This window comes from Vibrio sinensis, assembly GCF_003605645.1.
In the GTDB taxonomy this organism is placed as follows: domain Bacteria; phylum Pseudomonadota; class Gammaproteobacteria; order Enterobacterales; family Vibrionaceae; genus Vibrio; species Vibrio sinensis.
Genome location: NZ_QVMU01000030.1, coordinates 36,616 through 52,733, shown reverse-complemented (window position 1 = coordinate 52,733; position 16,118 = coordinate 36,616). Strand labels below are relative to the sequence as shown.

Annotated in this window: 12 protein-coding genes; 8 read left to right on the top strand and 4 right to left on the bottom strand. The window is 42.9% G+C overall.

Features of this window, described 5'->3' with window-relative positions:
• Positions 1-146: 146 nt before the first annotated feature.
• Complete coding sequence (locus DZ860_RS20880; RefSeq protein ID WP_133305459.1) at positions 147-794, bottom strand: restriction endonuclease subunit M; 648 nt, start codon at positions 792-794, stop codon at positions 147-149.
• 328 nt (positions 795-1,122) lie between these two features.
• Between DZ860_RS20880 and DZ860_RS20875 the strand changes: the two genes are divergently transcribed.
• Positions 1,123-2,016: a DNA replication terminus site-binding protein gene (locus DZ860_RS20875; protein ID WP_104975154.1), complete on the top strand. Its 894-nt coding sequence runs from the start codon at positions 1,123-1,125 to the stop codon at positions 2,014-2,016.
• Between the two features lie 67 nt (positions 2,017-2,083).
• On the opposite strand, the gene DZ860_RS20870 is transcribed toward DZ860_RS20875, so the two are convergent.
• Together DZ860_RS20870 and DZ860_RS20860 are read right to left on the bottom strand one after the other, a co-directional pair.
• Entirely contained in the window at positions 2,084-3,166 is a 1,083-nt protein-coding gene (locus DZ860_RS20870) for a hypothetical protein (RefSeq protein WP_032073039.1), read from the bottom strand.
• A gap of 385 nt (positions 3,167-3,551) precedes the next feature.
• Entirely contained in the window at positions 3,552-4,367 is an 816-nt protein-coding gene (locus DZ860_RS20860; RefSeq protein ID WP_120034892.1) for a hypothetical protein, read from the bottom strand.
• A 350-nt stretch (positions 4,368-4,717) separates the two neighbouring features.
• Here DZ860_RS20860 and DZ860_RS20855 point away from each other — a divergent pair, with 350 nt between their 5' ends.
• From DZ860_RS20855 to DZ860_RS20830, 6 genes are all read left to right on the top strand, one after another.
• Positions 4,718-6,355 carry an Lcl C-terminal domain-containing protein gene (locus DZ860_RS20855; RefSeq protein ID WP_120034890.1) on the top strand — a complete coding sequence of 546 codons (1,638 nt, stop codon included), beginning with the start codon at positions 4,718-4,720 and terminating at the stop codon, positions 6,353-6,355.
• On the top strand, positions 6,355-6,906 hold the full coding sequence (locus tag DZ860_RS20850; protein WP_053309112.1) for an Lcl C-terminal domain-containing protein: 552 nt from the start codon (positions 6,355-6,357) through the stop codon (positions 6,904-6,906). Before DZ860_RS20855 ends, DZ860_RS20850 begins: the two co-directional genes overlap by 1 nt.
• 56 nt (positions 6,907-6,962) lie before the next feature.
• Positions 6,963-8,477: a UvrD-helicase domain-containing protein gene (locus tag DZ860_RS20845; protein WP_120034888.1), complete on the top strand. Its 1,515-nt coding sequence runs from the start codon at positions 6,963-6,965 to the stop codon at positions 8,475-8,477.
• Positions 8,478-8,650: 173 nt separating this feature from the next.
• Complete coding sequence (gene traF, locus DZ860_RS20840; protein WP_046224271.1) at positions 8,651-9,601, top strand: conjugal transfer protein TraF; 951 nt, start codon at positions 8,651-8,653, stop codon at positions 9,599-9,601.
• A 1-nt stretch (position 9,602) separates the two neighbouring features.
• Positions 9,603-11,042 (top strand): conjugal transfer protein TraH, encoded by a 1,440-nt coding sequence (locus DZ860_RS20835; protein ID WP_014386833.1) that lies wholly within the window; start codon positions 9,603-9,605, stop codon positions 11,040-11,042.
• A 6-nt stretch (positions 11,043-11,048) separates the two neighbouring features.
• Positions 11,049-14,687 (top strand): conjugal transfer protein TraG N-terminal domain-containing protein, encoded by a 3,639-nt coding sequence (locus tag DZ860_RS20830; RefSeq protein ID WP_120034886.1) that lies wholly within the window; start codon positions 11,049-11,051, stop codon positions 14,685-14,687.
• A gap of 53 nt (positions 14,688-14,740) precedes the next feature.
• Here the strand turns inward: DZ860_RS20830 and DZ860_RS20825 are convergent, their stop codons facing one another.
• Positions 14,741-15,100 (bottom strand): permease, encoded by a 360-nt coding sequence (locus tag DZ860_RS20825; protein WP_128740504.1) that lies wholly within the window; start codon positions 15,098-15,100, stop codon positions 14,741-14,743.
• A 704-nt stretch (positions 15,101-15,804) separates the two neighbouring features.
• Between DZ860_RS20825 and DZ860_RS20820 the strand changes: the two genes are divergently transcribed.
• A complete protein-coding gene (locus DZ860_RS20820) occupies positions 15,805-16,062 on the top strand; it encodes a helix-turn-helix domain-containing protein (RefSeq protein ID WP_032073043.1) in 258 nt (85 codons plus the stop codon).
• Positions 16,063-16,118: the final 56 nt, after the last annotated feature.

Genomic DNA, 16,118 nt, shown 5'->3' with positions numbered 1-16,118 from the left:
GTAAAGAGAGTCGTGTAAAATATCGAGTTCGCACATTTTGTTGTCTGATTATTGATTTTTGGCGAAACCATTTGATCATATGACAAGATGTGTATCTACCTTAACTTAATGATTTTGATAAAAATCATTAGGGGATTCATCAGTGCTTAACCTGCTTTATCTAGATAGGTTAAAGGTTGAGGCTCAAGGATATACACTAAGCCTTTGGGCGCACGGCTGAGTACATCAACAGCATTAATACTCAACCTTTTAACCTTCACCTCAAGGTTACTTAGAAGATTAATAATCTGAATCAACGCTGCCTTACACATAGTACGATCAACATCTTCAAGCACTAAAACGCTTTGCTCCAACGTTTCTTTATCGTTGTTATGAATCTTCTCCATTATCCACTTCATCGCAATCGCTCCAGTGCCGGAGCATGGCTCATAGAAAGAAAGTTCTTGATTGTGATGGTCACTAGGCGATCCTACGAGTGCTGCGAGTAAACGCCCCAGCTCTGGTGGAGTAGGAAAGAAGTTTTGTCCTTGTTTGTAGTAACCACACTCGGAGAAAAACATGCCGAGAACGTCAATACCAGGATAGTTTCTCATGGCCGCACTCAAGATATGCGATAATTCGATAGCCGTAGGTTCCAGTTCTTTTGGCATTTTTGATGATGGAGGGTACAGCCCGGTCTGCTGATATGCCCAGTGGTCGATAAATGTATAAACAAACTCGGCAACACCCATACGATATCTAGCCGCCTCTATTACCTGAACTGCCTTGCGGATTTCGCTATGCACTTGCGACATTCATTCTCCCCTCTGTTTAACTCAACTCACAGTATCATAATATAATCCCATAAACATAGCAATTTAGACCATCATGCAACATAGGATACAGCTCCAATCCCCTCCACCACCGAGAAAACTGAAAGTACACCTCACCCCTAACCACCTTGCTAGACCTCTCTTTTTCTCTATTTATCTTTCTCTTTCTAAATTCGGGGGCGAGCCCCGGCTCAACAAAGCCGAAGGAGGAGCGTTAGCGACGACCGAGGCTTATACCCACTTTGCATGATGGTCTAAAAACGGCTAAAATGTAATCAATGATCCGTCAGAACAACGCAAGGAATAAATGATGAGACAGATAAAAACGCTCTTTGATGACGTGACACTTAATCTGTCTCGTCTGAACAAACTACTAACGAGCACTATGCCAAGCATGGCGATAGTAAGCCGGATACCTCCAGTACATAAAGGCAATGAGCATGAAGTAATAAAGCTCATCATGCCCGAACACCATTCCGGCATGGCCGCTATGAAGCTGGCGGGTGAAGGCTACATGGACTTGCACATCAAACACCCCTACTCGCAGAAATCTGCCAGACGGTATGTTGGCGTGATCCACCTACTGCCCTCTAACCCTAACAGCGCTGAGATTGTTCAGTTGATACATAGCATCAACAAAGGCAAGGCAGACATCGAGGAGTTGGTGATCACTGAAAACGAAACCCGGCAAGCACGGTTCAAGGAAATCCATGACAACTGCCCCGGCGTCATGACAAAACATCTCTACAGACAAATCCACTGCCTAGTCGATGCGGACGTCAAATCAGTGAAGTTCAGTTGGCAGAGAAAAGATGCTTTGCACCAACCGGACAAAGCAGTACTAATAAGCCAAATGATCAAAGAACTGGAGCGAGCCAACCCTGAGAACGAGTTGCCCCTGACCCAGCTCATCAAGAAAGTCGCCAGCGCCCCTGATATGACACTGAGAATTCGTCGGGATGTGAAAGTACAGCCAGCGGCCAATGTGGTAAAACTCTCTGGGCAGAAAACCATGACTGCTCCGTTGCCGATCATCGTGGTACAAGATGAACCCTTCAAGGCTGGACAGATCGCTTCGTTTGTGGCCGCAGTGGAGAGAAAGCAACGCTCGGACAAACAAAGCTCAACTATCCTTGGCACGTTCGCTGGCCGACAAATAGAGCAGATAGCTCCCAAAAAGTTAAATAAAGAAGATTCAACGTAAAACGAAGACAGAAGAAATTGATATCAGTTGTTCGGTTAAACCGAACAACTGATGCTTTTAAGGATTGTTAGATGTTGTCGTCAATAGCCCAATACGATGAGCCGCTTGGCATTGCTGGAGATTGTTCAAGATGCTCAATTCCCATATCTTTAGCAACATACTGAGCTACATCATGAGACACGTGACCATCATCCAAGTCCGAAGCTATCATTGCTTGTGAGTAAACAAAAAAGGGAGGATGTTCCTTAAAATCACGTTGCCTCATCCAGGCTTGCACTGAGCGAGAAAAATATCCCCACAATTTGTTTTTATATAAAGCAGCTTGGTCAGCGATAGTTGGATTAGGATCGTTCAATTGAACGGATTTGGCCTTTTCAAACATTTCATAAGTAAACAAAGGTCTCCCGAAATACTCACTAGCAGAAGACAATAGAGTACAGAACTGATGATGTAGAACTCTATCCTCAGCCAAGTTTGGCACGTAATTCAAACCACACTTGTCGCAAATAACAGCATGACCTAAACCATCGTATTCAGGCGGCATCATTTCGACAACTGTATTGGACTGAACGCTCCTCAATTCATTCAAATATTTTTCAGTGACAAAAGTACCTGAATCAGAATCCTTTGGAAGGTGAAAATACTTAACCTCAGGGTCATAGTACCAATAACCTCCGCGTCCATTAGTGTAGCGTTTGCCTGTTATAACCACTGTGTACACAGTCATTGAACCTGCTGTGATGCTGGGGTTTTCCGAGTATGCTTTTCTTCTCCTCTCACAAAGCTCGGCGGATAATTCGTTTGACATAACTCGTACTGAGTCAAAAAGATTAATATCCAATATTTCAACTATATAGGATGTTGCCGCGTCAGGATTCGCATCAACCGGAGCTCGTTTTAAAAAAGGCACAGGAAGATCTAAGTCATAAGCGATAGGTGGTCGCTCAGTTAAAGCTTGATCTGTATTTTCAGAAAGCCCAGCCCCAGCCCAGTGGTTCCAATTTTTATAACCCTGAGCCTTAGCTAGTGCATGAAGGAGTTTGATTGGTTTCAGCGAAACATTAAAATCATCTTTCAATGTTGATGACAGTTTTCTTGCGAGATATTCAGCGTTTGATTTCGAGCCAAACGATATCGTGGTAGTTTTCATATTAAAGCAACTCCAAATTAACGGGGTATCTATGAAAGGTTGCCCTGATTACCTGCCAAGCCCCCAGTTAAATGAATCTGCATTAACACGGTTAGACATTTGCAAAGATAAAATCACCTGTTTCACAGGGCGGTCTAGTCAAAAGACTGGTCAAGGACTTGAGCATATTTCAGCGCGAAATCGTAATGACCCCAGAATGATAGCAAGTACATATCAAATGACACACTGTAGAACTGCCCGTTGAGGGCAATCAGGCAGAGAACTGATACATTCACGCACATAAATTTGGTTCCCTCATCTATGAGGGAACCAAAATCCATCTGTTCAAAATCCAACCATCCGGAATTTCCGGATGGTTGGTAATTACGCAATTTGATAGTGGAGCCTATCCAAAGAGAGGTCTGTAAACACCAGCCAATACAGGGATGTTTCCTTCAATAGAACTTAAAAATTCCATAAGCTCATCTCGATCCATTACCTTATGATTGCCTTCACTATCAAAGTAAGCGAATTGCTCCACGGGAGAAAAATAGTGAAAGCCAATGCTGTGCTCCAGTTCCTCATTAAAAAAAGCACCAATGGCATTATCGAGACGGTAGTAAAGTGTATTAAGACGAGGGTTATCATAGACCCCAAAATAATCAAGCTGAGATTGTTTTTTCAGTTCATAAGAATCAGGTTCACGCTTTAATTGCGATAAAATGGATAACTTTGCTCGCTCCGCGATCTCTTCGTGAGTCATCATAAAACGCTTGGCAACAACAAATGAATGGATCACACCTCCATAGTTTTCGATATGGAAGTCGTACTCGTCATCCGGCCTCATATACTCGATAGCTTTTTCTAGTGTAGACAGCACCTTACTACCACATAAATAAGCTATTTCGCTATCGTTAGCTCTAACTTCATCAATACAAGACGCATCTAAGAACTGAATTGGAGTGCGCTCCTCATGAGAAACAAAGAATTCATCATCCCCATTATCACCTGATAAATACATGAGATCAGATTTGGAGCTAAATGCAGAGCCACACCAGTGATTCCAGTTTTTATACCCGAGACATTTAGCCGTGGCGTGAAGCAGTTTTATTGGTTTGAGCGAGATGCTATGGTCTTGTTTCAAAACTGAGGAAAGGTTATCAGCAAATGAATTTGCAGCCTCTTTAGAGGCAAAAGTTACGTCATTAGATAGGTTTTTCATGTCAACTCCAATAGAGCGAGTTTATAGGATGCCCTGATTACCTAACATCGCTCCGGTTTACACGAAACATATTGGTTTAGATAAAAACACCTTTTTCACAGGGCGGTCTAGTCGAAGGACTGGTCAGAGATTTGAGCATCTTTCAGCGCGAAACCAAATTGACGATTAGATTTTCCTTTTCGTTACTCCATTTTTCCACTCCCAAACTGCCCAAAATGGACCATTTCACGAAGTATCTAACCTTTGCGACGTATTTGCCCAAAATGGGCTGATACAGAGTCATAATCTATGCACCTACCCTATTAGACTGGAAACCTCAAACAGGTCTAATTAAAGAGGGCAATACATTAATGAAACGTTCAGCATTGGCAATTGCTTTGATTGCAGCATTAAGCGGATGTGGTCCCGGTGGAGAAGATGGAGGAAGTAGTTCCAATACAAACACCAACCCAGGAACAAAATCTGGCTCTATTAAAATTGATAACATCTCGATAAAAGAAGGAAATTCAGGTAACAGTGATGCCAAAGTGCGTGTTACTCGTAGCGGTGGTAAAGATGGTGTAATTAAAGGTAAATACCGAACTACCCCTGGAACTGCATTATCAGATCAAGATTACCTGGAAACTGTTGGAGAATTTGAGCTTCAAGATGGCGTTACTCGGGTTGATTTGATCATCCCTATCATTGGTGATGTAAAGGATGAAGATGATGAAACATTCTCCGTTCAAATTTTCGATGTTTCTGGTGCCTCCAGCATAGAGAGAGATACTGCTACCGTAACAATCACCAATGATGACTCCTCTCCAGAAATATCATTTACCTCAGAAATCAGAACCACATCAGAAGGAAGTGGTCGCGTTAAAATTCCGCTACAACTAAACACTTCATCAGGAAAAGATGTAAGCGTCAGTTACGAACTCAGTGGATTAGCTATTAACGGCCAAGATTATAGTGTCATCAGTGACAGCACTATTGTTTTCCCGGCTGGAACTACTGAGCAGTTTCTTGAGTTAAATATTGTTCAAGATGACGTTCCCGAAGGCGGTGAAACAATAAAAATTAAACTTACCGAGGCTAACAATGCCACACTCAGCAAACAGTTTGAGACCAGTGTTATTATCCTTGGAGACTTAGTGTTAAACGATACTGGCGTCACCAGATATGTAAATGGGAATGACTTCGATGCCCAAGGCGCACCTAATGATCTTCCTGGGCAAGATGCTGAATTTGGCGCTGATACTGACTCACCAAACTACTTAGATGGTTATGCAGGTTTCTCTTTTACAAAATTAGACGTTTCCGGAAACCACCTTCCTCATACAGCGACGGCATGGTCATGTGTCTTGGATAACCGAACAGGGATCGTCTGGGAAAACAAAGGTGATGCAATTACTGATATTCCATCTTCACTTTCGGAAGCAGAATTCAAAGCCCTAGTAAATGATGCTTGGAGTGCCAGCAGAAACCCAAGCTCAAAGGATTATGTTCCTTACCCTTACTATCACTGGCATCAAAACTGGCAAGCTAAAAACTACCTATACACCTGGTACAGCAAAGATAGAACTAATGACGGTGGCAGTGCTGGTGGCGCTTCACTAGAATTCCAAAACCGTAATGCTCCTGTTCACAATAAGGCACAATGCGCGTTCCCTACGACAGATAACGCTGGCTATGTAAAAGTCACATCATGTAGTACCGATGACTACATTCGTGCGGCCAACGAGCTAGCCGTTTGTGGCTATAAAGATTGGCGATTACCTTCCATTGAAGAGCTACGTTCTATTGCCAATTATGAAAACAGTCAAACACTGCTCGATACCGACTATTTCTATAACTACGAAGGTGGCGCACCGATTTGGTCTGGAACCCCGAGTTCAAATGGTGAAGGTACAGCATGGTGTATGGACTCAAGCAATGGACAAGCTAAGTTGTGTCATAAACAAAGCAACTCGGCGAGCATTCGTTTAGCAAGAGGAGGGAAACAGTGATGAAGTCCAAACTAACCGTTGCGGCAAGCATTCTTTGTCTTGTAGGGATATCAACTCAAACTTACGCACAGACTTGTAAGCCAGATATTATCGCTCCCACCACCAATATAGAGCAATTTACAGTACATAAAGACGGCACAGTTACTGACGCCGCAACAGGCTTGATGTGGACCACTTGCACTATGGGGCAAAGATATAGTGCCGATAACTGCATTGGAACTCTTAAATCATTTCCTACTTGGTCTGATGCGTTACTAGCTGTGGACGACGCTAACAGCAGCAATTTACTAGGGTACTCTGACTGGAGACTACCCAACATTAAAGAGCTTGGTTCCATTGTCGAAAGGTCATGCTCAGCTCCTGCGATCAGATTGGAGGTATTCAAAAGCACTCCAAAAGTACTTTATTGGTCAAACACTCCTGACAGCAAGGTTAACCCTCAGTTGAAAGCGCGAGTTATTGATTTCAATGAAGGAACTGAGTTCGCATCGTTAGCACAATCTAATATATATCTGCGGCTAGTTCGTGACCTTAAAGAAACGTCCAACTAATTCCATCGTAAGCCCCGGATTTTATTCCGGGGCGTTCCCATAGTGAAGTACACGCGATGAACAAAACATTACCACCTGATACCCCAGAGCAAGCCCGAATCACCAACTATCAAGGAAACCAACTGATAGTTAGGGCCTATGCTGGCACGGGAAAGACAACAACCCTCATCAAATATGCTCTTGCTAACCCTCGGCTAAGAATGCTGTATATCGCGTACAACCGAGCGATAAGAGATGAAGCAGCGGAAAAGTTTCCCCGAAATGTTACGTGCAAAACCTCTCATCAACTAGCATTCGCATCTGTTGGACGTATGTTTGCGCACAAATTAGTGGGGAACATTCGCCTTACCGATATAGCACAAGCGTTGAACACTAAAAATTGGACTCTTGCAAGAGACTGCCTGGATACGCTAAATGCATTTATGTGCAGCGCAGATGACCAGATTCTATATGACCATTTCGAAAGAGCTGATACTGGCTTACTACTAACAACAAAGCAAGAGAGATACGTAATAGAAGTCGTTCAAAGTGCAGAAGATATTTGGAAGAGAATGTGTGAGCCTCAAGATCCTTTCCCTATGGTTCATGATGGATACTTAAAGCTGTACCAATTATCTCACCCCAATCTATCATTGAGATACCAGGTAATCCTCTTTGATGAAGCACAGGACGCAAACCCAGTAACTAGTGACATTGTAATTAGGCAGCGCTCAAGGACTATTCTTGTTGGAGACGTCCACCAGCAAATCTATCGTTTCAGAGGTGCAAATGATGCGATGAATAACCCCCGCTTCTCGAACGCAGATCAACTCTACCTCACACATAGTTTCCGATTTGGACCTAATGTAGCGATGGTTGCCAATGCCCTTCTCGAACTTAAAGGAGAGACCAAGCCGGTAATTGGGCGCGGAGCTAAAGATCAGGTTCTTATGATGCTACCTCAAAATATCGGACATCATGCTGTGTTACACCGCACGGTAATGGGAGTTATTCAAACTGCTTTGGGCTACACAGGCGCGGGACATAAAGTTTTTTGGGCTGGTGGTATAGATTCTTACCAAATCGACTATCTGGAAGATATCTTTTGGTTCTCACGAGAAGAAAGAGAACGTGTCAAAAACAAGCAGATACTTAATGATTATGAGGACTATCAAGAGTTCACCGAGATAGCTCGTGCGACTCAAGACAACGAGATGTTTAGAGCGATGGCAATTATCGAAGCCTACGAAGATCTTCCTGAACATCTTGCGATATTACGCCTTAACACCGTAAAAGACGAATTGGTTGCAAATGTCACTGTGTCTACCAGCCATAGAGCAAAGGGACTGGAGTGGGATTATGTCCAACTATTTGATGACTTCCCTGACGTTTTGGACCCCGAGCTAGAACCTGATGCACGGGATGATGAGATCAACCTACTGTACGTTGCAAGCACGAGAGCCATGCGAGCACTTGCGCTTAACGCTTCAGTGGAAATGGTGATCAGGAACATCACCCATAAGCGTCAACTTGAAAAGATTCAGCAGGAAGAAGCAACTAACAATCAGTCAGAACACATAAAAACAGCCTAATCGACCAAAAATACAACAATAAAACCTCCCCTAATTGCCCTAAATGGGAGGTTTCAGATGCATTCCTTAATCCTCCCCCCCGTTACCATATGCCTGAATGGGAAAATATGTGTGGTGACATGAACAACAAGACTTTAAAGAAAGCTACTTTAGCTCTGGCATTGATAGCCTCAATGCCAAATATCTCCGTAGCAGAAGACAGTAGGCCCGGCTTTTACGATAGAAAGGCGGAAGGATGGTTTTTCTATGAAGTCGAGCCAGAAGAAAAAGAAGTACCTAAACCTAAGCCAGTAGCAGTACAACCTCCCCCACCTCCTCCTGAGCAAGAACAGATGGCCCAGAGTGAAGGACCTGAATATTTTTCTGCTGCGTGGTTTAGAGAGAACTTACCTAAATACAAAGATGCTTGGTGGGATAACCCAACCATTGAGAACGCTAAAGCTTTTGCTTACATGCAGCGGTTCGCAATGGATCGTTCAGAACAAGCGCAAGATGCATATGAACTGGCTATTTTAGGTGATCCTTATCTTGATGAAGTGTCCAGAAGACCTTATGCCACATTCGCATCTCAGCAAGTAGATAGTAAGGCTGGGAAGGAAAGGCAGACATTACTTGGGACTGTAGCAAGTCGTGTGGGTCTATTTTTCTTCTACCAGCCAAACTGCGAAATGTGCGAAATACAGGCTCCAATAGTCAAAATGCTTGAGCAAGGATATGGATTTACTGTCGTGGCAGTATCTTCTGACGGCACCCCTTTCCCAGGAAACATTTTCCCCGAGTTCAAAGTAGATAACGGCCATGCCGAACAGCTAGGTGTCGTCACCTACCCAGCTTTATTCTTAGCTTCACCAGATGGGAGTTTTGCTCCTGTTGGGCAAGGGGTAATGTCACTTCCAGATACAGCCAATCGAATTCTAGTTACTGCTCGCCGAGCAGGTTGGATCAGTGATGACGAATTCAACAAAACAAGAGCACTGGTTAATACCGACAACAACATTGCGGAAATTCTTACCGATAAAACAGGTGAGGCTTCCTTAGAAGAAATCATGACGGATGATAAAGGGAACTATATCCCGCCGGAACAATTGATGGACTTCATCCGCGAAAAAATTAAGGAGAAATAAGATGTTCAGAAAGAACAAGCTGCGGAAGAAAGCTCTCGCTATTTGCGTAGCATCCGTTCTGTGGACAGTACCGAGTATATCTACAGCTAACGGCTTAAAGTCTGAAATGGACGCCCTTTTCAATGAAATGAGCAATGTCACTCAACCAGGTGTATTTGAAACACAGCGTCGAGGGGTTCTGGCTGGTGGTCGATACACCACGAAAACACGCATATTTAATGAAAACCTAGTGTCATTCACACCTCCATCATGGAAAGCTGGTTGTGGTGGTGTTGACCTATTTGGGGGCTCATTGAGCTTTGTTAACGCAGAACAAATCGTCACTTTGCTGCGTTCGGTAGCTGCAAATGCAAAGGGATATGCATTCCAATTAGCATTGGATAACGTCTTTCCTGATGGTGCAAAATGGATAGAAAACTTCCAAAAGAAAATACAACAATTAAACCAATATTTGGGTAATTCTTGTCAACTAGCACAAGGTATCGTAAATGACGCTACCTCTTCATTCGATGTTAAACACAAAACTGACGCTTCCATTACAGCTACCACAACGGGTCTGTTTGACGATGTATTCTCATCTAAGCAAGAGCAAGGCGGTTCTACACCACTCGAACAATTGAAATCAAACAACCCAGATGAGTACAAGAAAATGATTGGTAATATCATCTGGAAGCAATTGAAGAAAAATAATGCAAACGCATGGTTCACATACGGAGACAACACATTACTAGAAGCCATAATGTCTGTGACGGGAACAGTAATAATCGGTGATATTGTTAATGATTCACACGCAAGTATTACGGAAAAAACGACACCAATCACCACTTTACCTGGCAATAAAATCCAAATTTCAGATCTAATCACTGGTAGTAACGTTGAAATATACTCATGTGGTTCAGATACTGAAAATTGCCTAAGCGCTGGGGCAACTGGTGGCGGTGTTAAAACCGTCAACATCACAGGCATAAAGAGCCAAATTGAAGATATGCTTATTGGTTCAAGTACATCTACAGGTATTATTTTCAAGTTTGCTAGTAATGCTGGAACACTATCAACTAGTGAGCAAAACTTTTTAGCTAGCTTACCTGTTGGTATAGGTGCAATCATCCGAAATCTTTCTGTTCTATCTAAAGACTCTGCAATGCTATTTGCCTCAGAGTCGTCTGGAGCGATTTCTCTAGCAATGATGTATTCATTTACCAATGAGCTTTTCAGAGCTGCATTTATTGCTATATCAAACAGTGATAGTCCTTATAAACAGCAAGCGTTGGAAGTATTACGTGAATCTCAAGCCAACATGAGAGCCGAATACTCAATTCTTACAGCTCAATATGGAGATCTCTCTTCTCAAATCGAAAAGTACAACAACCTCCTAAATAACGTTCGAAAGCAAAAATATATGTTATCGACGCTAACTAAAGCACCAAGAACAAAGGAGTAAAACTTCATGCCTGAATTTACTATTTACTCCATTGGCGACTCAGCATTTCTTGAGCAGATATTAATTGCTGTAGCCATGATCACGGGGACCAATGACTTCACCAAGATGGTCAGTGTTGGGTTGCTTATTGGTGTAGTGATGATAACCGTTCAATCTGTTTTCCAAGGGGCAAAACAGATCAATATTCAGCAAATTTTTATGGGGTGGCTACTATACGCCTGCTTCTTCGTACCGACTTCATTAGTCAAGATTGAAGATGCTTACACCGGGCAAGTTCGTCCTGTGGCAAACGTGCCGATTGGCATAGGCTTTGCCGGAGGTGTTATATCGAATGTTGGCTACACCCTAACAAAATTATTTGAGACTGGTTACGGCATTATCGTACCCAATGTTACTGAAACTCACTTTTCTGAAACACTCAAGCTACTGAATGATGTAAGACGCGGTGTGTACGATAGCGCTATTTTTACAGCCCTAAACCAAGAGCAAGGTGGTGGATATGTTGATGTTCGTCGCTCAGTTTCTAATTACATTAGAGAATGTACGCTAACAAAAGTAGATCTCAACCTGATGAGCTTAGATGAGCTTCTAACACTCCCTTTAGATCAAGCCTTACAATTCAATTCTTCACTATACGGAACTCGTGTATATCTAAACGCATCGAATCCAGATGGTGGTGATTTTACTTGTAGTGAAGCATGGTCTACAGCTGAGGGGGTTGGTATTGTTGGGGCATTAAATAACCTAAGTGGGTCCAATGTAAATAACGCTTTAAACAATCTACTTGGTGTAGATCCTACCTATACAGGTGTAAATGCTCTAACAAAGATAGCTGACTCATTACAAGCAGTAGGAGCAATTTCCACCTCAGCAGTAGAATATACAAAAGTCGCTCTACTAGAGCCTTTGTATTATGAAGCAGCTGCCGGACGATACCAGGACCTTCAAGACTATGGTTCTGCATTGATGATTAACCAAGCGATTCAACAGCGAAACACTCAATGGGCAGCAGAGCAATCTATGTTCATGTCAGTCGTCAGACCGATGTTAACGTTCTTTGAAGGTTTTGTTTACGCGATAACTCCTATAATGGGCTTTATCATCGTTATGGGTTCAATGGGAATGACGTTGGCAGGAAAATACTTCCAAACGGTTCTCTGGATACAGCTATGGATGCCAGTTCTATCTATAACAAACCTATTCATTCATACAGCAGCGACTAATGAAATGGCAAGTCTATCTACACCAGGCTTAAACTCAATGTATGCATTATCCTCAACAGGAGACATTCTACAGAACTGGATTGCTACGGGGGGAATGTTAGCAGCAGCCACTCCTATTATTTCACTGTTCATAGTGACAGGATCAACATACGCATTTACCAGTCTTGCTAACAGAGTTAACGGTTCTGATCATGTCAATGAGAAAATTCAGTCGCCTGACGCTTTGAATCAAGGCCCAGTAATGAACAGTCAACCTGCATATAACCACAACCAATTTAGTGGGACGATGGCAACAGGAGCAGAAAGCATGATCAGTTCATTTTCTCTTGGCTCATCTATTGGAAGCGGGGTTAGCTCAGCAAGGGCAGTACAAAGCCAGAAGTCAGAAGCATTCTCAGACACCCTTGGCCGAGGTTTTTCTCATGGCGTATCGCAAGACCAAGCATACTCTCGTCTTTCTAGCATTGGCCGAACTATAGGTTCACAAAACACTCAACAAAGCCAGTTGGTTAATCAACAAGCTAAAAGCTTCATGGATAAGTTTCAAATTGATGATCAACATGCCGATGCTGTAAAAGGTGCTTTTGGTATGCAAGCCGTTGGCTCCTTAGATGTAAAAGAAGCTGCGGCCATGATGATGCCACTGATGGGAACCGCGAGAGCAGCAGCTAAACGAGCAATAACAGGCCCCTCAAAAGGTACGGGGGTCGCAACAATTCCGTCTCAAGGGGATGGAAATAAAGGTGGTAATGATGTAGTCGATCTCAGAGCCGACGCTATAGGTAAAACTGAGTCTACAACAAGCGACACATCAACGTGGTCTGCCAGTGATGTATCGCAATTCATGAAAAATGTTTCATGGGGTAAAACTGATTCTCAGGCACTTACCAATCAATTAGCTCATGGAATAAATAGACAAGGGGGCGAGTCCTTTAAACAGTCATGGGGCGATAATTTATCTCAAAATCTATCTAAGTCTGCACAAGAGCTTGTTTCTGCAACTAATGCCTATACAACAATGGATCAATTGCAAAACTCTATGGGTTCGATGACAAATAGCGACTTTAAAACATTGGGTGGAGAAGTGGCTCGCTCGCCAGAGGCAATGGATTACCTCAACCAACATTTTCAAAATGCACCGGATTCAGTTCGAAAAGAAGCGGCAAATCTCGAACAAAGATATCGTGGTTATGGAATGGACCCAAGTGTAGCCAAAGCGGCAGCTAGACTGACAGCTATGACAAATACCAACAACTATCAACCAGGGCAACAAGTTGGAGGTTTCCAAGCAGCTGTTAGTGCTATCAACTTGGCTACCGGGAGAAATAGCGGATTTGAAAGCGACCCTCTACAGTACAGCGGCCTCACTCCTCCAACTGTGCCAGAGAATTTAGGACAGACCGTAGGCAGCAACGTTGGAAGCGGTCCTGTTTTACCTTCCAATTTTAGGGAGAACACAATCAGTACGTCTGGCACAGCTCCGGTAACAGAAACTCCACCAACACCTCCTGTTACTCCGGTAACTAGCGAACATGATGCAAACCTCCAACAATTAGGCAGTCTTGCAAATCAGACCAACCGAGCTGTTTCTAGCCCAGAAGAGCAAAAAGCAAGAAATAATATGCTCAATGCTTTGCCGGATATGTCATGGAGCGCTTCCACTTGGGGGGCAGTAGACAACACTGGCGACTGGTTGGCTAGAAGAGCTGAGCAAGTTGGTGGTGCAGCTGTAGCTGGTGGACAGGCGACAGCGAGCGATTTTTCAAATGCAATGGATCAGTTGCGTACTATGACACCAGAACAAAGGGACCAGTTTATCGAGGCAACTCAACGTGGTGACGACTATATTTCCGAAGAGTACGGCTTTGGCGGAGAAATGGCAGTTGCAGCAGCTAAATTAGGTCGTAATGTTATTGGCGCAGCAGCTAGCGGTTACAACGCAGCTAAAGAGTGGCTAACGGGAGAGTCGGATCTCTCAGAAGCAGCGAAAGGAATGAGCTTAGAACAACGAGGGGCATTCTACGCAGCAGCAGCAGCGTCGGCAGCGGAAGCTGGTGGCAGTGCAGCAGCTAACTTCATGGAACAATATGGAGATGAATTCAAGCAAACTATGGCTGAACTCGGAACATCAAGATACGGTTTAACAAACGAACAAGCGGCTGTTTATGCTGAATCTTTTGATACCAATCAAGAGAGAATGGACCAAGCTGTTAATAATTTGAAAATGCAATACGCTGAAACTGATGCTAATGGAGCAGCAATAATGAATCCTGACGGTAGCCCTGTGCTATCGAAAGAAAATCAGGAATTTACAGATCAACTTGTAAATGTCCTTCAAAATGCTGGCGACGCCGGAGACAGGTCTGGTAGTTACTTAACCGCTATTCGTGGATATAACATCGCCAATAAACAGTTTGAATGATCTTTCAAAAACAAAAAATAATAAAAGGAACCTTCGGGTTCCTTTCTAATTGGCTAATCGCCAATGCGATACAGATCTTCTTTCATGTCTAAGCCTAGACCTAATGTCCTACTTTTCTTTTTCGTAGAATAGCGCTTACTAATTGGTGTTTGTTGATGAACAATAACAGCCTTCACAATAGAGAATACTAAATATGCCGATATTGAAACCACTGCAATTTGCCAATTCATATAAGCTAGCGCAGCCCAAAAAACTATGGCTGCAAAATGGCTTCTATGTACCAATACGAGAAAACTCATAGCCCAATAGACTATAGGAACTGACATCAAAGCCCAGCCCCAAGCCGTATCTGCCGCCATAACAAAACCTAGCAACAAAAGAAACAAACCTAAAACATTAATCACATGCTTCATACTTACGACCTCAATGAATTTCATATATATCCAGTATATCACAGAATCAAATAATGCAACCATGACCATAGGTTTTACTACTCACTTTCACATGTGAAAGTGCCTACTTCACACTCTACACCTAAAAAAATGGTAGAAATGTGACTTTTACTCAGTAAAAATGTGATAGATACGCTAAATTTAATATAGATCCATTTGTGAAATCAGTTGATTAGGATTTTGTTAGTGGTTAAAATACACCCTATTCGGTCAAATGTAATGGTTGCAATTGCATCTGATCCCATCTGCAAGTCAGAGTATTAATAAGAATCACCCTTAGGGTTAGTTGTGAATTTATTAGAAACCAGCGCCCGCTCGGTTCCTAAACCTTATTTAGCTTACTACACACACGTAGAGTACATTCCTTTTTGGTACTCTGCCTCTTCGTAGCACTCCCCCGAATGGTACGCCTATAGCCCATGACTCCAACCCAACTGGGCATAAAATTCTAGCAGGTCAAAAGCACCTGCATAAAAATTAAACTTCAAATTTCAATTCGCTTACTGCAAAAAACGCTACCACGCAAGATAAAACTATTTTTAAAGTTTTTTTCTGTTGACAGGCTCACTTTATGGTCCTATAAATAAGGTCATAATACGTCAAGAAATGTCAACAAACGACAAGAAAGCAACTTTAAAAAGAGTTTGGTAATAGAGAGACAAAGGATGTATTTGAATAGCGAAATTCCCCAAAACGAAGAACAGAAACGCAGTTGGATAAAGTATCAGTTAAAGATACAAGGGAAATCCCTGGCATCCCTGGCAAGGGAGCACAAAACATCTCGACAAGTACTTTCTAACACTTTGTACGAACCGTCCCCGCGCTGGGAGTACGTTATCGCACAAGCGTTAAACAAAAAGCCTACTGAGATATGGCCGGAAAGATACGAAGACGGATTACCAAAAGAAAAATTGAAAGTTTAAGGGATCACCCCGAAGGACTGGCTAGGAAAATAAGGGTTTTCATATATGGCAAGGGT